This is a genomic window from Nesterenkonia halophila (genome assembly GCF_009467795.1).
Lineage (GTDB): Bacteria > Actinomycetota > Actinomycetes > Actinomycetales > Micrococcaceae > Nesterenkonia > Nesterenkonia halobia.
In genome coordinates, this window is the sequence record NZ_WIAX01000008.1 from 124,710 (window position 1) to 144,375 (window position 19,666).

Genomic DNA, 19,666 nt, shown 5'->3' on the forward strand with positions numbered 1-19,666 from the left:
ACGGTGATCACCTTTCATGGAGGGGGCGGGACCAGTCTAGTGAGTCCGTGGCCCGCGGCACAGGGGTGTGAACGGGCCGACGGCGGGCGGGGACGGGTGCAGGACGGGCGGGGACGTGGCCGGGCCGGGCCCGGACGGTGCTGGGGTCAGAATCGGCGTCGCCGGCGGCCATGACCGGGAGAGCCGAGGACGCCGCCGAAGCCGCCCGGGGCTCCGTAGTCGCGTCCGCCGCCCATGCCGCCGCCCATGCCGCCGCCCATGCCGCCGCCCATCCCCATGCCGCCGAAGCCGCCGCCACCGGTGAGATTGCCCTCGGCACGCTCCCGTTCGGCGATCTGCGCGGCCTGCACAGCGAGCTGCTTGGCCTGGGTCGCCGACTGCAGGGCCTTGGCCGGTTCGGTGTTCTCCTGCGCCTGAGCCTCGGCGAGGCACCGTTCGGCCTCGGCCATGCGTGTGCGCGCGGTGCTGCCGACCTGACGGCGGCGCGAGCGCAGGAAGTCCACCGAGGACTGGACCTGGTTGCGGGCGGAGAGCAGCTCGGTCTGCAGCGAGGCGCGCGCCCGGCGGTCCTGGGCCTGACGGTCGCGGACCTCCTCGAGCGGTGCGTCGAGCTCGCGGTGGGCCGTCTCGAGCTGGTCGCGCAGCTCCAGCGGGTTGATCGGGGCCTCGCCGTCGAGCGCGGCGCGCACGCGGCGCACGGCCTGCTCGGTCGCGGCGATCGGACCGGCCAGCTCCGGAGCCTGCCCGGCGTCGAGGATCGCTCGGGCCTGGGCGACGTCCTGCTCGGCGTCGGCGACTTCGCCGTCCAGCCCGCGCCGGGCCTCGGCGAGCCGTCCCGAGGTCGTCTCCATCGAATCCAGCAGGTCCGCGGCGTCCGAGGCCTCCTCCTCGCCCTCGTGCAGGGCCACCACGGCGTCGGACGCCCGCGAGGCCTCCACCGCCTCGCGAGCGCGCGCCAGCGCCGCCTCGGCCTCGTCGAGCTCCTCTCCGGTGCGCCGCAGATTCGCGACGTACTGCGGGAAGGCCGACGGGTCGTAGTTCTCCCGCAGCTCGGCCAGCCGCTCCTCGGCCGCGGCCCGACGGTCCCGCAGCCGCCCCAGCTGGTCGGCCAGCTGGTCGGCGGCCGGTCCCGGGTCGCGCTCCAGGCTGCGCAGGTCCTCGAATTCGCGGCGATGCTGCTCGAGGGTCGCGTCGATGCGCCGGCAGTTCTCCACGATCTCCTTCAGCGGGCCGCGCAGGGCCGCCTCCCGCGCCTGGTCGAGATCCTCCTGGGAGGGGTCCAGATCGCGCTCGGCATGGTCGGCCTGCTGCTGCAGGCGGAAGGACTCGGTGAGCAGCCGCCGGGCTTCGTCGATGTCCTCGCGGAAGACGGCCACCTGCTCGTCGCCGTAGGAGGCCTGGGCGAAGAGCACCTCCTGCTCCGAGGAGCGGACCGCCTCATCCGCGCCGACCAGCAGCGACCCGGCCCGGCGGCGCAGCGCATCCAGGTCTTCGGCGTCGAGCGGATCAGTCTGCTGCTGCTCGACCTCGCCGCCGTTCCGCGACCGGTTCGCGGCGGCGATGCGGCGCGACTGCGCCCCGCCGCGCGTCAGGTAGAGGGCGCCGACGCCGATGAGCGCCAGCACTGCGGCGCCGATGATCAGCGGACCGACGATCACGGCACCGACGGGCGGCATCAGGGGCATCGCGGCGGCTGGAACCATGTGGTCAGTCTATGGTGCGCCCCCGAGGCCGTCCACGGAGATCAGCGCCTGGGCAGGATGCCCGCCGAGACGGGCGGAGGGGCCGGCGGCGGGGGCGCTCGCCGGACTGCTGACCGGGCTGCTGGCCGGGGCCGTCAGCGGGGTGTTCGCAGGGGGTGAACGCTCGTCGGGGAATCGTTCAGCACATATTCAGCAGGTTATCGTCGTCATCACAGGGTGCCGACGCACAATGCTGGAGGTGCACCCGGGCAGGACCGTCCGTCGCGACGACCCCCGTCCGCTCCGCGCAGGAGGTGCACCGCCCCTCGAGCAGGGTCGTGGCCGATGCGCCCACGACCGCACCAGACTGAAGGCAGGTACACCATGACGTCCGGTCCGTACGATCCGCATTCCGACGACGACCGCACCGGCCCGTCCGGGCCGCAGGGCGAGCAGCCGCCGCAGCAGCCCCGCGAGGAGACGGACGGCCCGGAGCAGGCGCCGTCGACGCCGTCGTCGGGACCCTCCGGCGACGCTCCCGGCGCCGGGCATGGAGCACCGGATGCAGTTCAGCATGGCGCCGAGTACGGCGCCGAGTACGGCGCCGAGCACGGGGCCCAGCACGGCGCCCAGTACGGCGCCCAGCACGGGGCCGGGTATGGAGCTGAATACGGAGCTCAGCACGGTTCCCCGTACGGAGCTCAGCACGGCTCCCCCTACGGCTCCCCCTACGGCGCCTCATACGGGTCTGCCTACGGCTCCGACTATGGGGGCTCCTCCCCGGACCCGCACGGCTACGGGCAGCGGCCGACGGAGCCGGCGTTCGCCGCTCCGCAGGCCGCCGGCCCGCCGTCGGGCGGTCCTGATGACCGCGGGTCCCGCCGTCCGGCGACGGTCGGACTCGGCGCGCTGGCCGCCGGCGTCGTGGTGGCCAGCCTGCTCGGCGGCGGCGTCGGCGCCGGCACCGTCGCCCTGCTCAACGATCAGCCCACAGTGCAGACCAGCGGCAGCACCGGCGAGGGCGTGACGATCAATGACCCGGAGAGCGCCACCGCCGTCACCGCCGCGGCGGCGAAGGCCTCGCCGTCGGTGACCACGCTGCAGGTCAGCGCCGGCGGGCAGGGCGGCTCCGGCTCGGGGATCATCCTCGACGACGAAGGCCACATCCTGACCAACACGCACGTGGTCACCCTCGGCGGCGCCGCCTCGGACCCGCAGATCAGCGTGCGGCTGAACGACGGCAGCACCCGCTCGGCTCAGGTCGTCGGCACCGATCCGGCCTCGGACCTGGCCGTCATCAAGGTCGACGACCCCTCGGGGCTGCAGCCCGCCGAGCTGGGCTCCTCGGGCGATCTGAACGTCGGCGACCAGTCGGTGGCCATCGGCGCCCCGCTGGGCCTCTCCGGCACGGTCACCGACGGCATCATCTCGGCCAAGGAGCGGACGATCTCAGTGGCCTCCTCGGCGACTCCCGAGGAGTCAGAGTCTGACGCGCCCCAGCAGCAGGAGCAGCAGGAGCAGCAGGAGGGCGAGGGCTTCGAGTTCTACTTCCCGGACATGGAGGATCGGTCGGCTCAGAGCCAGATCCACCTGAACGTGCTGCAGACCGACGCGGCCATCAACCACGGCAACTCCGGCGGCGCGCTGGTCGACGGCGAGGGGCGGATCATCGGCGTCAACGTCGCCATCGCCTCCGGCGGCGGGGGAAGCACCACCGGCCAGAGTTCCGGCAACATCGGCGTCGGCTTCGCCATCCCGATCGACTACGCCCAGCGCGTGGCAGAGGAGCTCATCGCCGACGGCGAGGTCTCCCACGGGCTGCTCGGCGTGACGGTCGGCCCCTCGCAGGACCAGACCCAGCAGCAGGCCGCGACCGCCGGCGCCACGGTTCAGGAGGTCGCCTCCGAGTCGCCGGCCGCGGAGGCCGAGCTGCAGTCCGGCGACGTGATCACCGGCGTCGACGACCGTTCCATCCAGGACAGCACCGACCTGACCGCCACCATCCGGGAGTACCCCGCCGACAGCGACGTGACCATCACCTACCGGCGCGGCGGCGAGGAGCAGCAGGCCGACGTGACCCTGGGAGCGATGTGATCGCCGCATGACGCCGCTGTCCCGCTCCGCCGCCCCCGCCCCGTCGGCCGATGAGCTGGTCGACCCCGACCAGCTCGTCGAGCGTCTCGGCATCTCCCGCGTGCTGGCCGTGGGCGCCCACCCCGACGACGTCGACTTCGGCGCCGCCGCGACCGTCGCCGCCCTGGCCGAGCGCGGCGTCGAGGTCACCCTGTGTCTGCTCACCGCCGGCGACGCCGGCGGTTTCGAGGGCGGGCACGACCCGTCGGAGATGGCCCGGCGCCGGGAGGCCGAGCAGCGCGAGGCCGCCGAGGTGCTGGGGATCTCCGACGTCGTGCTGCTGGACGAGCGCGACGGCTGGGTCGAACCCTCTGCCGACCTGGTGGAGAAGCTGGTGCGGGTGATGCGGCAGGTGCGCCCGGACGTGGTCATCTCTCCGCATCCGGAGCGGGCCTGGGACCGGCTGCAGAAGTCGCATCCGGATCATCTGGCCTGCGGCGAGGCGGTGGTCCGCGCCAGCTACCCGGCGGTGGAGAACCCCTTCGCCTTCCCGCATCTGCGCGAGGACGAGGGGCTGGAGGCCTTCCGGATCGCCCATCTGCTGCTGATGGCCGCTCCGCAGGAGCGCATCGATGCACGGGTGGAGGTCACCGCGCAGCTGCCGACGAAGCTCGCCGCGCTGCGCAAGCACTTCAGCCAGCATCCCGACCCGGGGCAGATGGAGGAGCGGGTGGCCGACCAGATGCGCGCCGCCCATCCTGCGGGGCCCTCCGGCGCGCTCGCGGAGGGCTTCCACCACGTGGTGATCAACGGCCCGGAGACCTTCGCCGGGTTCTGAGCTCGTCGGGTACTGAGTTCGCCGGCTCCTGAGCCGCCGTCCGACCGGCGGGCGCCTCGCGCCCGCCGGATCACTCGCCGTCGGCGGAGTCTCCCGGCGAGTCGTCGCCGGAGCCGTCCTCGGCGGGCGACTGAGTCGTGTCCGGTCCGCCGTAGTTCGGCCCCGAGGCCCCGTCCTGCAGCGGGATCTCGACGACGACGTCGCCGGCCGGTCGCTCGCGGCCGGTGACCTCCTCCGCCGTGACCACCAGGGAGCGGTGCTCGGCGAGGTCGCTGATCTCGATGATCTCCTCGTCGAGCTCCTCGGCGGTGTAGCTGCCCAGCGAGGACGGCTGCGCCTGGGCGTCGGCGGGCATCAGCCACACCATGTAGGCCGCGCCGTCGGGCGTGCCGACCTCGGAGAAGTCCGCGTAGCCGAGGTCCTCGGACTCGGCCAGCACCGCCGTCGCGGTCCCGCCCTGCGCGAGCTCCAGGTCCTCGAGCCGCTCGGCGTCGGGGGCCTCGTCGGCGATCTGTCGGACGTCTCCGCCGGCGACGACGCGCCAGATGAGCACGCCGGCGACGATCACGACCAGCGCGAGGGCGGCGAGGACCATCCACCGCTTCATCAGCGGCTCGCGGCGACCCTCCTCCTCGGTCGCCTCGGAGAACTCCTCGACCATGCCCATGCCGACCTCCTGGTCGCCCAGGTCCAGCAGCACCTCCTCGATGAGGTGCGACGGCGGACGCACCGGGTGGACGGTGAACACCTCCGCCAGCGAGCGGCGGGCGGCGAGCACGCGCGTGTCCCATTCCTGGGCGACGTCGGACGCGGCGGTCAGCGCCGACTCGTCGAGCAGGGCGCGCTGGCGCTCGTCGATGGCGTCCAGCGCGTAGACCTCGGCGAGCTCGACCAACAGGCCCTTGTCGAGATCGGCGGAGATCTCCCGGGTGAAGTTCCGATTGGACCCGGAGGACCGGAGCACGTCCCGACGGGTCACCGCGGCCCGCAGGACCGGGTCGACCTGCTCCTCGCGGGCGGTGCGCCGGCTGTGCACACGGGTCATGCCGTCGCGCAGCCGCGACTTCACCGCCGGGACCGCCGCGCCGACGGCCTCGGCGATCTCCAGGTGCGTGGCCCCGACCAGATAGCTCAGCGCGATGACCTGGATCTGCGAGTCGGAGAGTGCCGAGAGATCGTCGACGACCTCTTCGGGCAGCCCGCTGATGCCGCCCTCCTCGGCGACGACCTGCAGCCGGATCGGCGTCGCCTGCCCCTCGCGGAATCGCTCGACCATGATGCGGTGCGCCAGCGGCACCAGCCACTCCAGCACCTGCTCGTACTCGTCAGGCCGGTAGCTGGCCTCGGCGTCGGCGTGCTCGTCGGTCAGCGACTGCGAGGCCGCCGTCTGCAGCCGCAGGTCGCGGGCGCGCTCGCCGGCCTGGTCCCAGAGGTGGCGGTAGACCGCCACTGTGGCGGTGTCCGCGCCGTCGGAGTGCTCGTGCATCAGCATCGCCAGTCCGTGCACGACGTCGGCGGTGGCGTCGTAGAAGGCCGCGAAGGAGGCCTGGTCGCCGGCAGCGGTGGCGCCGAGCATATCGGCCAGCGACGGCTCACCGTCGGTCGCGGACTCTGCCGCCGGGGAGCCGGGGGAGCTCGCGGGGTCGTGGACCGAGCGGTCGTCGGCGTCGTCCCGGCCGCGGTCGTCAGGACGTGAGGAAGGGGTCTCCATGATTCGCGAGTCTAGCGACCCGCGCCGGCGCCTGCGGGGACCGACGCGGACCGCGGCGGACCTCAGGAGGCGCCGTCGAAGCCCTGCTGCCGCCAGGCCTCGTAGACGGCGACTGAGACCGAGTTCGCCAGGTTCAGCGAGCGGCGGGAGGGCAGCATCGGGATGCGCACCAGGTCGGTGACGCGGGGATCGGCCTTGACCTCGTCATCCAGTCCCGTGGACTCGCGGCCGAAGAGCAGCACGTCGCCGTCGCGGTAGTCGATCGCGGTGTGGCTCGTGGTGCCCTCTCCGGTGAAGGCGAGGAGCCGCTCGGGGCGCAGCCGCTGCAGGGCGGTCTCCAGGTCCGGGTGCACGGTCAGCACCGCCAGATCGTGATAGTCGAGCCCGGCGCGCTTGAGCTTGGCATCGGCGAAGTCGAAGCCCAGCGGCTCGGCCAGATGCAGCTCGGCGCCGGTGACCGCCGCCAGGCGGATCATGTTGCCGGTGTTGCCGGGGATCTCGGGCTGGTCGACCAGCACCCGCAGGCGGGGGCGGGCCGTCGGGGCGTCGGCGGAGGCGGCGTCGGGGGCGTCGGAGGTCTCAGGCACGCCCACGATCCTAGCGACTCGGAGCGGGCGGACGCGCCTCAGCGGGTCACCGGCGACGCCAGCTGGCCGCGCAGCACGGACAGCAGGGCACGGTCGACGACGTTCGCCCGGGAGGAGATCGCCAGCTGGCCGGTGATCGCCCGCACCGCCCGGCCGGCGGCCAGCGGAGCGCGACCGCCGGGCCGCAGGGTCTCCACGACCGGGGAGAGCAGTCCGCCGTCGGGCGAGTGCAGGATCACCTGGTGGCCGACGGTCAGCTCCGCGCGCCGGCCGTGCTCGTCGGCGAGCCGGCGGAAGAGCGTCTCCTGCAGCTGGGCGGCCTGGCCGGCGAGGTCCGGCAGCGTGATGGCCCGCCCGGCCGCGCGCAGCGTGGTCCCGTCCCAGGAGGCGACCGACGCCGGCACCTCCAGCGAGAAGACCACCACCAGGGCATCGCCGCAGACCAGCACGTGCTCGGCGCGCTCGCCCTGCTTCGGCGGCCGGGCGCGGCCTCTGCGGTCCGGCCGGGGCGGCAGCAGATGGACGTCGTTGAACAGCCGCGCCGCCGGCAGCTCGGCCAACACCTGGCGTTCCAGCAGCTCGACGGTGCGGCGACGACGGCGCAGCGCCCTGCCGCCGACGAAGAGCCCGCGGGAGGCGAACTCGCCGTGGACCTTCTGGCTGGTCAGCGGCAGCGAGAGCGGCTGCGGTGAGGACAATTCCGGCTCGTAGACCACCGCCCGGTGCGCCGCGCCCGAGGGGGTCGCCCGCTCGGCCCCGCGGGCGGCGCCGGCGGCCGTCGGCGCCGTCCAGGACGGGACGTCCTCGGCCGGTCCGGCGCCGCCGGCCCGGCTGCGGCGTCGGTCATAGTCGGCCCGGGCCTCGGCCGATCCGAGGACCTCCCAGGCGTGCTGGACGTGCTGGAACTGCTCGTCGGTGCCGCCGCGGTCCGGATGGGCCTCCCGGGCGCGCCGCCGGTAGGCGGTGCGGATGGCCGCGGGGTCGGCGTCGGGCGCGACGCCGAGCACCGCGTAGAGGTCGGGATCGGGGGAGGGGGAGCTCATCTCCCGTTCACGATAGCGTCTCCGCCCGTAGAATCGGTGGCACGATGACGACGACCTCCCGGTACTTCGACCATGCCGCGACCACGCCGATGAAGCCGGCGGCGCTGGAGGCGCTCACCGCGGCGCTGACCGAGGCGGCGCCGCGGCTGGCCAATCCCTCCTCGCTGCACGGCTCGGGACGTCGCGCCCGACTGGCGGTGGACTCCGCCCGGGCGCGGCTGGCCGCCGCGCTGGGGTCCGACGCCTCCGAGGTGATCCTCACCTCAGGCGGGACCGAGGCCGACAACCTGGCGCTGAAGGGGCTGTACTGGCATCGCCGGGACCAGGACCCTCGGCGGACGCGCATCCTGCTCACCGGCATCGAGCACCATGCCGTGCTGGACACCGCCGAGTGGCTCCAGGCCCATGAGGGTGCCGAACTGGTGTTCGCCCCCGTCGACGCCGAGGGGATCGTCGACGTCGAGGCCTTCGCCGCGCGGCTGGCCGAGGCGCCGGAGGCGATCGCGCTGGCCACACTGATGTGGGCGAACAACGAGATCGGCGCGATCCAGCCGGTGGCCGAGATCGCCGCGCGCTGCGCCGAGCACGGCGTGCCGCTGCACACCGACGCCGTCCAGGCCTTCGGTTCCGAGCCCGCCGGCGCCGCGCCGGTGGACTTCGCCGCCAGCGGGGCGGCGACGCTGGCGGTCAGCGCGCACAAGATCGGCGGGCCGGTCGGCGTCGGCGCGCTGCTGGTGCGCCGCGACGTGGCGCTGACCCCGGTGCTGCACGGCGGCGGACAGGAGCGCGACATCCGCTCCGGGACCCTCGACGTCGCCGGACTGAGCGCCTTCGCCGTCGTCGCCGAGGAGGCTGTGGGTACCCGTGCGGAGGAGACCCGGCGGGTCGCCGGGCTGCGCGACCGGCTGCTGGAGGCCGTCGAAGGCCTCGACGGAGTGCAGCTGCGCGGGCCGGACCCGCGATCCCGCCCGGAGCGGCGGCTGGCGAACAATCTGCATTTCACCGTCGACGGCGCCGAAGGGGACTCGCTGCTGTTCATGCTGGACATGGCCGGGTTCGACACCGCCACCGGCTCGGCCTGCACCGCGGGGGTGCCGCGCCCCTCGCACGTGCTGCTGGCGATGGGGCTGGGCGAGGACGTCGCCCGCGGCGCCCAGCGCTTCACCCTGGGGCACACCACCACGGAGGACGACGTCGAGGCGCTGATCGCCGCGCTGCCGGAGATCGTCTCCCGCGCCCGGGCGGCGGGGATGGCCGGCGACCGACGCTGAGCGGGACCGGCGGGCCCCTGCCCGCCCCCGCCAGGTGTCACGCCCTCGTCCTGTTGTCACGTCCTCACCGGGTCGCCGCCGGCCTCTCTCCGGGCCCCGGCTCACGTGTCACGTCTGCACCGGGTTCTCACGTCCGGACAGGGGCATGACAACTCGGTCAGGATGTGACACCTGGGTCAGGGCCGCCGGGCCGAGCGGAGCGGGTCAGAGCGGGTCGAGCCGCGCCTTCAGCAGGCAGAACTCGTTGCCCTCCGGGTCGGACAGCACATGCCACGGCTCGGCTCCGGTCTGGCCGACGTCGGCCCGCCGCGCGCCGAGGGCCAGCAGGCGATCGAGCTCGGCGTCATAGTCCCGATCGGTGGCGTTGACGTCGATATGCAGCCGCGGCTTGCCCGACTGCGGAGCGCCGTGGCGACTGAGGATGATCGTCGGCTGCGGCCCGCCGAAACCGTCCCGCGGGCCGATCTCCAGGCTGCCGTCCCCCTCGTCGCCGAGCACCACGAAGTCCAGCGCCTCGCACCAGAACTCCGCGAGCCGCGCAGGGTCGACGCATTCGAGCACGAGTTCGCTGATCCGGCATGCCATGGTCCATCACCTGCTCACGGAGTCGGGGTCCGGGCACGCCGCGACGCATCCGGAGGCGAGGTCGTCATCTCGACGCTACTCGGAGCCCCGTCCGGGGCCAAGACGACGCGTCCGAGCCCTCGGCCGCCGCCGTCAGCGTCCCATCCGGTCGGTCAGCGCCTCGGCGGCGTCGCGGGTGCGGGTCGCCGCGCGCAGCGCCTCGACCTCGCCGGACTCGGCCAGCCGGTGGTGGTGGGCGGCGTCGAAGGGGGCGAGCAGCATCGCCGCCAGCGACGACGGCGCCATGCCCAGCCGGCGCCACGGCTCGGCGAGCCGGTCGGCCAGGGTGCTGACCTCCGGCGCCGCCGCCGGAGCCGCGCCGTCGACGCCGACGACCTCGCCGGGATGCAGGAGTCCGGCGAGGAACTCCACCCCCTGCTCGGCCAGCGTCGCCGTGCGCTCCCAGTCGGCGGTGTCCAGGCGGGTCACCGGCAGGCCGAAGCCGTCGACGCGCTCGTCGCCGCGGGTCGGATGATCCTCGAGATGCTCGGCGGCGACCGGGGCGCCGAGATCCAGCAGCACGCGGTCGGCGCCGGCGGCGCGCACTGCGGCGGCGACCTCGCCGATCATCCGGCGGGTCTCGTCGCGCGGCAGCGAGCGGATCGTGCGATACCCGCTGACAGTGGGCACGGCGCCGGCACGGACTCGGGAATGGTCCGGCTCGTCGATCACCACGGTCAGCGAGGAGGGCTGACAGGCGCGCCGCACGTGGGCCAGATGCTCGCCGAGTCCGGCGGCCAGCGAGGCGGCGATGTCGCGGCGGGCGCCGTGATCGACCAATACCTTCTCTCCGGAGGGCACGGCCAGCTGGGCGGCCAGGCTGACCGGACCCAGCAGATGCAGCACCAGGCCGGGCGCGCCGTCGGCGTGCGCGCCGGATTCGGCGGCGGCTCCGCGCACATCGGCGACGGCGTCGACGTCGGCGCTCAGCTGCCGCTCGGCCCGCTGCCGGTCGGCGCCGGGGCGCTGGGTGAGCCGCCAGCCGTAGGAGGTCAGCTCGGCGGGCAGCTCGCTGAGCAGCGCCGTCGCCCGGCCCAGCTGCGTGCCGTGATGGCCGCGGCGGGGCAGCGCCGGCACGGACGGCAGATGCGGGGCGGCCAGCTCGGTCTCCAGGCGCTCGACGACCTCGGGCATGGCGAGTCCGGGCATGGTCGCCGGCGCGGACGCGGACACCCGCGTCGCGGGGGAGGGGCGTGTGCTCATCGGGCGTCGTCGGCGGCCGGCTCGGCGGAGGAGGCCGAGAGCGCCTGGTGGTGGCGGATGACCTCGTCGATGATGAAGTTCAGGAACTTCTCGGCGAAGTCCGGATCCAGCTGCGCGTCCTCGGCCAGGCGCTTCAGCCGCTCGATCTGCCGGCGCTCGCGGGCCGGGTCCGCCGGCGGCAGGTCATGGGTCGCCTTGAGCACGCCGACCCGCTGGGTGGCCTTGAACCGCTCGGCGAGCAGATACACCAGGGTGGCATCGATGTTGTCGATGCTGGCGCGCATGGCCACCAGCTCGTCGAGGACCTCGGGGTCGACGCGACCGGCGACGTCGCCGCCGCGCGCATCCGGCGAATCAGGCGTGGAGCTCATGGCCCCCAGCCTAATCGGCGCCGACCGGTTCGTAATGCCGTGACCGGGCGGTGTCGATGGTCGCCTGCCCCAGCACGCGCGTGTCCTGGTACATGACCGCCGTCTGTCCCGGCGCGACGCCCGACAGCGGCTCGACGAGCTCGACGACCAGCCGCGGCGCGCCGTCCTCGGTCTCCGGCTCCTCGGCCTCCACACGGGCGCGGGCCGGGACGGGGTCGGCGTGGGCGCGGATCTGCAGGTCGACGTCGAACCAGTCGCCCGCGACCGCCTCGGCCACCGGCTCGCCGGCCCAGGAGAGCCGGATGCCGGTGAGCCGGTCGATCTCCAGCATCTCCTTCGGCCCGGCGACGACGGTGTTCTCCTTCGGCCGGACCTCGAGCACATAGCGCGGCTTGCCGTCCGGGGCGGGACGGCCGAGCTGCAGGCCGCGGCGCTGGCCGACGGTGTAGGCCTGCGAGCCGCCGTGCTCGCCGATGGTCTCGCCCTCGGGATCGACGATGGGCCCGTCGTGCAGGTCGATCTGCTCGGCGAGCCAGCCGCGGGTGTCGCCGTCGGGGATGAAGCAGATGTCGTGGGAGTCGGGCTTCTTCGCCACCGTGAGTCCGCGCTCGGCGGCCTCGGCGCGGACCAGCTCCTTCGACGGCGTCTCGCCCAGCGGGAACCAGCAGTGGCGCAGCTGCTCGTGGGTGAGTACGCCGAGCACATAGGACTGGTCCTTCGTCCAGGTCGCCGCGCGGTGCAGCTGCCGGTCGCCGTGCTCGTCGGTGAGCACCGTGGCGTAGTGGCCGGTGGCGACGGCGTCGAAGCCCAGCGCGATGGCCTTGTCCAGCAGCGCTTCGAACTTGATCTTCTCGTTGCACCGCATGCATGGGTTCGGCGTGCGCCCGGCGGCGTACTCGGCGATGAAGTCGTCGACGACGTCAGCCTTGAACCGCTCCGAGAAGTCCCAGACGTAGAAGGGGATGCCCAGCGTCTCGCAGGCCCGCCAGGCGTCGGAGGAGTCCTCGATGGTGCAGCAGCCGCGCGAGCCGGTGCGCAGCGTGCCGGGCATGCGGCTCAGCGCCAGATGCACCCCGACCACCTCGTGGCCGGCGTCGACGGCGCGGGCGGCGGCGACGGCGGAGTCGACGCCTCCGGACATGGCAGCGAGAATCTTCACCCTTCAACGCTACGCGGGCGGCACCGCGGGCGGCAAAGTCCCGTCGCCGGGGTGGGAGCCGGACGACGTCGCGACTCCGACCGGCCCCGGGAGTTCCGGCTCGGCGTCGACGTCAGAGCCGCCCGGCGGCCTTGAGCCGGATGTAGGCGTCGGCCAGCTGCGGGGGCAGCTCGTGCGGGGAGGCGTCGACGACTTCGGCCCCGAGCGCACCCAGCTGGCTGATCAGCGCCTGCCGCTCGATCATCGCCCGTTCGGCGGCCGCGGCGCGGTAGACCTCGCCGAGGTCGTCGCGGGCCAGCGAGCGACGGTCCAGCTCCGGGTCCCGGACGGCGGCGACGAGCACCAGGTGCTTCTGCGTCAGCTGGGGCAGCACCGGCAGCAGGCCCTCCTCCAGGGAGGCCGAGTCCAGCGAGGTCAGCACCACCACCAGCGAGCGCTGCGAGGTCAGCTTCTGCACGTGGGCCGGCAGCTGGGAGAAGTCAGCCTCCACCAGCTGCGGCTCGAGCTCGGCCATGGCGTGGACGAGCTGGTGGAGGAAGTCGCCGGAGGCCGCCGAGCGCGCCCGGGCGGAGACCTCGCGGTCGAAGCCCAGGAAGTCGACCCGGTCCCCGGCGCCGGCGGCCAGCACGCCGAGCAGCAGGGAGGCCTCCATGCCGGTGTCCAGCACCGGCTCGTCTGCCATCCGCGCCGCCGAGGTGCGCGAGGTGTCCAGACAGAGCACCACCCGCCGATCGCGTTCGGGCCGCCAGGTGCGGACCACCAGCTGCTGGCCGGCGGCGCCCTGCCGCCGGGCGGTGGCGCGCCAGTCGATCGAGCGCACGTCGTCGCCGCGGACATACTCGCGCAGAGAGTCGAACTCGGTGCCCGCCCCGCGCAGCTGCACGGCGGTCTGGCCGTCCAGCTCGCGCAGCCGCTGCATCTTCGAGGGCAGGTGCCGGCGCGAGCCGAAGGCCGGCAGCACGCGCAGCTCGTGCGGGACGCGGTGAGTGACCTGCCGGCCGGCCAGTCCCAGCGGACCCAGCGAACGGATCGTCGCCGAAGGGCTGACCAGCCGGCCGCGGCGCGTCGGGCGCAGCGCCGTGGCCACGCGGCGGCGCTCGCCGGGCGACAGCGCGATCCGGTGCTCGGGAGCCTCGGCGCCGGCGCTGGGCTGCCATCCGTCGCGCAGCCGGCCGCGCAGCCTCCGGCGACCTCGGTGATGCACCACCGTCGTCGCCGTCGTCGTCCGTCCCAGCCGGACCGCCTCGGCCGCGATCCGCTCGACGCGGACCCGCCGCGGCGAGCCGGCCAGCAGCAGGTCCACGACGACGAGCACCACCAGCAGCGCCAGGCAGACTCCGATCGTCGCGGAGACCGGCACGGCCACCACGACGATGCTCAGCGCCAGGGCGAGGCCCAGCAGGCGGCGGGTGAGCACCATCAGCGCGGCACCGCGACAGTGGCCAGGATGCCCTGCAGCACGTCGTCGGCGCTGACCCCGTCCATCGAGGCCTCCGGACGCAGCGAGACGCGGTGGCGCAGGCAGGGCAGGGCCAGCGCCTTGACGTCGTCGGGGGTGACGAAGTCCCGGCCGGAGAGCCAGGCCCAGGCCTTGGAGGCGTTGAGCAAGGCGGTCGCGCCGCGCGGCGAGACGCCGAGCTGGAAGCTGGGCGTCTGGCGGGTGGCCCGGGCGATGTCGACGATGTAGGCGACCACCTCCGGCGCGATGGAGACCCGCCAGACCGCCCGGCGGGCGGCGAGGACGTCGTCGGCGCCGGCGAGGGGCCGCACTCCGGCGTCGGCGAGGTCGGAGGGATTGAATCCGGCGGCGTGGCGGCGGACGACCTCGATCTCCTCGCCGCGCTGGGGAAGCTCCATAGTGACCTTCAGCAGGAAGCGGTCGAGCTGGGCCTCCGGCAGCGGGTAGGTGCCCTCGTACTCCACGGGGTTCTGCGTGGCGGCGACCAGGAACGGATCCGGCAGGCCGCGGCCCAGCCCGTCGACCGAGACCTGGCGCTCCTCCATGGCCTCGAGCAGCGAGGCCTGGGTCTTCGGCGGGGTGCGGTTGATCTCGTCGGCGAGCAGCAGATTGGTGAAGATCGGCCCCTCGCGGAAGCTGAAGTCGCCGGTGGTCGAGTCGTAGACCAGGGAGCCGGTGACGTCGCCCGGCATCAGGTCCGGGGTGAACTGCACCCGGGCGGTGTCCAGCGAGAGCGACGCCGAGAGTGAGCGCACCAGCAGCGTCTTGGCCACGCCGGGCACACCCTCGAGGAGCACATGGCCGCGCACCAGCAGGCCGATGAGCACGGCGGTGACCGCCCCGTCCTGGCCGACGACGGCCTTGGCGACCTCCTGGCGGACCCGGTGGAAGCGATCGCGCAGCACGTCGTCGCTGGGTTCGGCGCTGGGTTCGGCGCTGGGTTCGGCGCCGGCTGAGGTGCCGGATCCGGCGTCCGTCTCGGCCGGGGCGGAGGCGGCGGGCGCCGGGTCGCTCAGCTGCTGGGGGAAGGGGGGCTGGTCGTCAGTCACGGGAGAGTCCATCGCTTCCGTCGCGTCGATCGGCAGGTTCGGCAGGTTCGGCAGGTTCGGCAGGTTCGGCAGGGCCGGCGGGGTCGGCGGAGTCCGGTCGGCGGGGCCCCAGGCCGCTGCGGATGCGCACCTCGTCCTCCAGGACGGCCAGCTCCTGGGCGAATCGCAGCAGGTCGGAGCTGGAGGTCACGGCGGCGGCGTCGAGCATGCCGGCGACGGCGCGGGGCTCCCGGCCGGTGGTGGTCGCCGTCGCGTGCACGACGGCGGCCTCCTCGGCGGCCGGGCCGAGGCGCAGCAGCCGGGCGAGCCGCAGCATGTGCGCCGAGCGCAGCGTGCGCGCGGCGGCGTCGACGGCGTCGGCCTGCTGGTAGAGGCGGGCCCGGCCCTCGGCGGTCTCCGCGGCCGGGACCTGCACCGGCAGCGGTTCGGAGACGATCGGACCACGGCGTCGTCCGGCCACCAGGATCAGCAGTCCGGCGACGATCACCAGCCACCAGCTCAGCGTGGTCACCCAGTCCGGCAGGTGGTCCCAGGCGGAGCCGGGGGCGGTGTCGGAGACCTCGGCGGCGGTGCTGCGGTACCAGATCAGGTCCTCGTCCTGGCCGAAGAGCCAGACGCCCAGCGCCGCGTGGCCCTCGTCGGTGATGGTGCTGTTGGTGAAGGCGTCGGGGGAGCCGAAGACCACCCCGTCGTCGGTGAGCACCATCGTCGCCGCCGGTGCCGTCTCCGGGGCGGTGTCGTCCGGGGAGGAGGCCGCGGCGGCCTCCTCCCCGGTCTCGGCCGGTCCGCCCCCGTCGCCCGGCGCGGACCGGGCGAAGCAGGAGGGCAGGTCGGTGCGGTAGAGGTCGCCGGAGGCGGCTATGCTGCCGGCGCTGCGGGCGGCGGGCGAGGGGCATGCGGGGCCGGCGGGCAGCACCGGCGGCTGCGCGCCGAGGCCGGCGCCCGGCCCGCGGACCAGGTCGTCGCCGTCGAGCTGCGAGGAGCCGACGGCGTCGAGAGTCTCGCCGGAGGGGGAGAGGAAGACGGTCTCGCCCTGCCAGTCGGTCTCCTCGGGGAGCGTGCCGTCGACGAGCTCGGAGCGGATGCGGCGGTCCATCGGCCAGTCGGCCTCGAAGCCGACCAGTGTGGCCTCGGGATGCTCGGAGAGGCTGCTCCGCAGCTGCTCGGCGTCGCTGACCTCGTGGATGGTGACGCCCTGATCCTCCAGGACTTCGACGACGGCCCGGTAGCCGTCCTGCTCCGTGCTGCCCAGGCTGTACGGGGCGACGTCGGGGGTGGTCAGCAGCTGCTGGGCGAAGGCGAGCGTCGTGCCGAGCACGACCAGCAGCACCCAGAACTGCCAGCGGCGCCAGGTGCTGCGCAGGGCGGCGCGGCCGCTCTCGACGGTGGCGTCGGAGCGGTCGGCGCTCGCGGCCGGCGCGGCGGATCCGGCGGCCTCGACGGTCCGGGCGGTCTCGTCGGTCATCGCGGCGCCACCACCTGTGTCGCCGGGGACGACTCGGCGCCGTCGTCGGGTCGGCTGGTCTGCAGCGCGGCGTCGAGGGCGGCCAGCTCCTCGCAGTCCTGGGCGGAGAGCGGGTGTCCGCCGTAGCGCGAGAGGTTGAACAGATCGGCGGCGACGCGCAGCCGGCCGCGCTGGGCGGCGAAGACCGCCCCCAGCCCGACGGCGGCCTCGGTGGCGGTGCGCCCGGCGCCGGCGGGGATCAGATCACGTTCCTCGGCGGCGCGGACGATCGCCCGGAAGCGGTCGCGGAAGGCCGCGTCGGGCTCGCCGGCGGCCAGCCGGCGGGCGGACCGGTCGCGCAGCTCGTCGGCGGTGATCCCGTGTTCCTCCTCCAGGACCCGGTCCTCGACGGAGGCATGCTGCAGCCGGGGCCGGACCAGCAGCACGACCAGCACCACCACGACGGCGAGCAGCACCAGCAGCAGCACCGGTCCGTAGGGGATGTCCACGCCGGTGAGGGTGACCAGGCGGTCGTCCAGCCATGCCAGCACATCGCCGATCAGCCGGCGGATCGGACCGGCGTCGGCCGTGTCGTAGCGATTGTCGCGGAGCTCCTGCTCGAGCAGCTCGCGAGCGCCGTCGCGGGTCGGCCGCAGCGGCGGCGAGTCCGCGGCCGGCGTCGTGTCTCCGTCGACGGAGACGGCCGGCGGCGCGGAGACGGGTGCGGTCCAGGGCGCGGCCCACGGTGGAAGCGCGGTCATCAGCACCAGTGTCCTACTGCGGCCTCGCCGGGCCGCCGTCGTCCGGGCCGCCGGGCTGATCGTACGGACCCGGCTGGCCGTATGGACCGGGCTGGCCGTATGGACCGGGCTGGCCGTATGGACCGGGCTGGCCCGGCTGGCCGTACGGACCGGGCTGCTGCGTCGGCGGGGCGGCCCCCCGGGGCCGGCCCAGATGCTCCACCGAACCCGGCACGGTGACGCCGTCGTCGTGAGCCCCTTCGGCCGCGGACATCAGCGCGACGTCGAGCCCTTCCCGGCGGTGGCGGGCGTCGAGGTACATGACCGCCACGACGGCGCCGACCAAGGCGACCACCAGCGAGCTGGTCATCGTGGCGATCAGCGTGCTGACCGCCTGGAGGATCGTCGACCCCATCCCCTGCTCGGTCACGCCGCCGGGGGCGACCGAACTGCCGGTGCCGGCGGCGCCGATCAGTCCGGCGACGATCCCCAGGATGGTGCTGGCGACGAAGGCGATGAGCAGCACCAGCGCCAGCGTGCCGATCGTGGCCCACCGTCGGCCGGTGCCGAGCGCCCAGGAGCGGCCGAGGGACTCCAGCGGGCCGCGACGCTCGACGAGCACGGCCATCGGCGCGTACATCAGCCCGGCGGTCATCCAGAGGCTCAGCAGCAGGAAGCCCGGCAGGGCGAGCAGCAGGCCGATGCCGAAGGTCATGACGGTGACCAGCACGGCCACCGTGCCCGCGACGATGGTCACCAGCACGCCGATCACGGCGAGCAGCAGCACAGTGCCGATCAGCGCCCCGATCCGGTCGCGGCGCAGCGTCAGCATCTGGAGGAACTCGGTGCGCCAGCCCCAGGCGGCGCGCATCGTGGGCAGCACGATCAGCGCGAAGCCCACAGTCAGCAGCAGGTTCTGCAGGATGGTGATCACCACAGTCGCCGTGTAGTACGGCACCGACTCCGCCAGGGCGGAGAACACCTGGTCGTCCGACCAGGTGGACATCATCATCTGGTTCTCGAGGGTCGCCAGCGGCGCGGGGAAGAGCACCTGGGCGAGCATCAGCATCAGGAAGGTGACCAGGCCGGCCAGCAGGGGCAGCCCCAGCACCGCCTTCGGCGCGTGGCGCAGCATCGCAGTCCCTCCGCCGAGGATCTCGCCGAGACTCATCCGGCGCAGCGGGAAGACGGCGCCGGGGCGGGCCGGCTCCCCCGGGGCGGAGCCCGGTCCGGCGTGGGGGCCCTGCGGGCCCCAGGACGAAGGGGGCTGGGTCACGTCATCCTCCTGAGTGGACTCCGGCGCCGTGGGCCGCACAGCGTCCAGGTCATCCGTATCTTCCATGTCATCCGTGTCCTCGGCCCCGTCAGAGTCCTCTGCGGCGGGTCCCGGAGCGACGCCGGCCGAGGCGGGCGGAGCCGGTCGTGCGGCGGCGCGGGGTCGCCGTCGTCCCGGGCCTGCGGCCGTCTCCGTCCCGCTCCTCACTCTATAGCCCGCCGGGTGCAGTTCGCAGGCGACGCGTCAGGGTTGTGGAGGAATCGACTCCACACACGACCCCGTCGCCGGTTCCGCAGGGGCGCGGAGTCCGCGCCGGAGTCGCCGATGGCGCGGGGTCGTCATATATCCTGACCGCACACGTCAGCTGAGCCAGGGGACTGAGGAACAGGAGTTCGGATGAAAGCCAGGATTCTGGTCGTCGACGATGACGAGGCGCTGGCCGAGATGATCGGCATCGTGCTGCGCAACGACGGCTTCGAACCCACCTTCTGCGTCACCGGGGACGAGGCCCTCGAGGCCTTCCGGACGACCAGGCCCGACCTCGTCCTGCTGGACCTGATGCTGCCGGGCAAGGACGGCATCGAGGTCTGCCGGGAGATGCGCGAGGAGGCCGACACTCCCATCGTCATGCTCACCGCGAAGTCCGACACCGCCGACGTCGTCCGCGGTCTGGAGGCCGGCGCCGACGACTACGTGCCCAAGCCGTTCAAGCCCGCCGAGCTCGTCGCCCGGGTGCGGGCCCGGCTGCGGCCGACCGAGCATGTCGAGCGCCACGGCGACGAGCCGCTGACCATCGGCGACCTGAGCATCGACGTCGCCGGCCACGAGGTCCGGCGCGGCAGCACCCGCATCTCGCTGACTCCGCTGGAGTTCGACCTGCTGACGGCGCTGGCGCGCAAGCCCTGGCAGGTGTGGAACCGCGAGATGCTCCTCGAGGAGGTCTGGGGCTATCAGCACCAGGCCGACACGCGGCTGGTCAACGTCCACGTCCAGCGGCTGCGCTCGAAGATCGAGAAGGACCCGGAGAATCCCGAGATCGTCCAGACCGTGCGCGGCGTGGGCTACAAGGCCGGAGGGCAGGGATAGGCCATCGCTGAGGAGGAGTCCAGGGCCTCCGCCTCTCGCGCCGTCGCGAT

At 73.9% G+C, this 19,666-nt stretch carries 17 protein-coding genes; 4 read left to right on the top strand and 13 right to left on the bottom strand.

Annotation, left to right across the window (positions count from 1 at the left end):
• Positions 1-146: 146 nt before the first annotated feature.
• Complete coding sequence (locus tag GCL72_RS04080; RefSeq protein WP_153143437.1) at positions 147-1,703, bottom strand: hypothetical protein; 1,557 nt, start codon at positions 1,701-1,703, stop codon at positions 147-149.
• Positions 1,704-2,066: 363 nt separating this feature from the next.
• Here GCL72_RS04080 and GCL72_RS09930 point away from each other — a divergent pair, with 363 nt between their 5' ends.
• Both GCL72_RS09930 and GCL72_RS04090 read left to right on the top strand, forming a co-directional pair.
• Complete coding sequence (locus tag GCL72_RS09930; protein ID WP_281347425.1) at positions 2,067-3,776, top strand: S1C family serine protease; 1,710 nt, start codon at positions 2,067-2,069, stop codon at positions 3,774-3,776.
• A 7-nt stretch (positions 3,777-3,783) separates the two neighbouring features.
• Positions 3,784-4,593, top strand: coding sequence for a PIG-L deacetylase family protein (locus GCL72_RS04090; RefSeq protein WP_211364959.1), 810 nt, complete (start codon positions 3,784-3,786; stop codon positions 4,591-4,593).
• Between the two features lie 70 nt (positions 4,594-4,663).
• Here GCL72_RS04090 and GCL72_RS04095 read toward each other — a convergent pair whose 3' ends face one another.
• From GCL72_RS04095 to GCL72_RS04105, 3 genes are all read right to left on the bottom strand, one after another.
• Positions 4,664-6,304 carry an anti-sigma factor domain-containing protein gene (locus GCL72_RS04095; RefSeq protein WP_153143438.1) on the bottom strand — a complete coding sequence of 547 codons (1,641 nt, stop codon included), beginning with the start codon at positions 6,302-6,304 and terminating at the stop codon, positions 4,664-4,666.
• 62 nt (positions 6,305-6,366) lie between these two features.
• Positions 6,367-6,828 (bottom strand): tRNA (cytidine(34)-2'-O)-methyltransferase, encoded by a 462-nt coding sequence (locus tag GCL72_RS04100; protein WP_153143511.1) that lies wholly within the window; start codon positions 6,826-6,828, stop codon positions 6,367-6,369.
• A gap of 101 nt (positions 6,829-6,929) precedes the next feature.
• Positions 6,930-7,934: a J domain-containing protein gene (locus GCL72_RS04105; protein ID WP_153143439.1), complete on the bottom strand. Its 1,005-nt coding sequence runs from the start codon at positions 7,932-7,934 to the stop codon at positions 6,930-6,932.
• Between the two features lie 44 nt (positions 7,935-7,978).
• Here GCL72_RS04105 and GCL72_RS04110 point away from each other — a divergent pair, with 44 nt between their 5' ends.
• Positions 7,979-9,205 (top strand): cysteine desulfurase family protein, encoded by a 1,227-nt coding sequence (locus GCL72_RS04110; protein WP_153143440.1) that lies wholly within the window; start codon positions 7,979-7,981, stop codon positions 9,203-9,205.
• A gap of 204 nt (positions 9,206-9,409) precedes the next feature.
• On the opposite strand, the gene GCL72_RS04115 is transcribed toward GCL72_RS04110, so the two are convergent.
• The 9 genes from GCL72_RS04115 to GCL72_RS04155 form a co-directional block, all read right to left on the bottom strand.
• Entirely contained in the window at positions 9,410-9,790 is a 381-nt protein-coding gene (locus GCL72_RS04115; protein ID WP_153143441.1) for a VOC family protein, read from the bottom strand.
• 132 nt (positions 9,791-9,922) lie between these two features.
• Positions 9,923-11,032, bottom strand: coding sequence for a uroporphyrinogen decarboxylase/cobalamine-independent methonine synthase family protein (locus tag GCL72_RS04120; RefSeq protein ID WP_153143442.1), 1,110 nt, complete (start codon positions 11,030-11,032; stop codon positions 9,923-9,925).
• The gene (locus GCL72_RS04125; RefSeq protein ID WP_153143443.1) at positions 11,029-11,403 is read right to left on the bottom strand and encodes a chorismate mutase; all 375 of its coding nucleotides are present in this window, start codon (positions 11,401-11,403) and stop codon (positions 11,029-11,031) included. The genes GCL72_RS04120 and GCL72_RS04125 overlap by 4 nt, the downstream gene beginning before the upstream one ends.
• 10 nt (positions 11,404-11,413) lie before the next feature.
• Positions 11,414-12,562 (bottom strand): tRNA 2-thiouridine(34) synthase MnmA, encoded by a 1,149-nt coding sequence (mnmA, locus tag GCL72_RS04130; RefSeq protein ID WP_153143444.1) that lies wholly within the window; start codon positions 12,560-12,562, stop codon positions 11,414-11,416.
• Positions 12,563-12,674: 112 nt separating this feature from the next.
• A complete protein-coding gene (locus GCL72_RS04135) occupies positions 12,675-13,982 on the bottom strand; it encodes a DUF58 domain-containing protein (protein ID WP_153143445.1) in 1,308 nt (435 codons plus the stop codon).
• Positions 13,982-15,082, bottom strand: coding sequence for an AAA family ATPase (locus GCL72_RS04140; protein ID WP_153143446.1), 1,101 nt, complete (start codon positions 15,080-15,082; stop codon positions 13,982-13,984). The genes GCL72_RS04135 and GCL72_RS04140 overlap by 1 nt, the downstream gene beginning before the upstream one ends.
• Positions 15,063-16,535 carry a DUF4350 domain-containing protein gene (locus GCL72_RS04145; RefSeq protein WP_153143447.1) on the bottom strand — a complete coding sequence of 491 codons (1,473 nt, stop codon included), beginning with the start codon at positions 16,533-16,535 and terminating at the stop codon, positions 15,063-15,065. The genes GCL72_RS04140 and GCL72_RS04145 overlap by 20 nt, the downstream gene beginning before the upstream one ends.
• Positions 16,532-17,275: a DUF4129 domain-containing protein gene (locus tag GCL72_RS04150; protein ID WP_153143448.1), complete on the bottom strand. Its 744-nt coding sequence runs from the start codon at positions 17,273-17,275 to the stop codon at positions 16,532-16,534. The genes GCL72_RS04145 and GCL72_RS04150 overlap by 4 nt, the downstream gene beginning before the upstream one ends.
• Before the next feature lie 13 nt (positions 17,276-17,288).
• On the bottom strand, positions 17,289-18,530 hold the full coding sequence (locus GCL72_RS04155) for a DUF7847 domain-containing protein (protein WP_153143449.1): 1,242 nt from the start codon (positions 18,528-18,530) through the stop codon (positions 17,289-17,291).
• A 396-nt stretch (positions 18,531-18,926) separates the two neighbouring features.
• Between GCL72_RS04155 and mtrA the strand changes: the two genes are divergently transcribed.
• On the top strand, positions 18,927-19,616 hold the full coding sequence (mtrA, locus tag GCL72_RS04160; protein WP_153143450.1) for an MtrAB system response regulator MtrA: 690 nt from the start codon (positions 18,927-18,929) through the stop codon (positions 19,614-19,616).
• Positions 19,617-19,666: the final 50 nt, after the last annotated feature.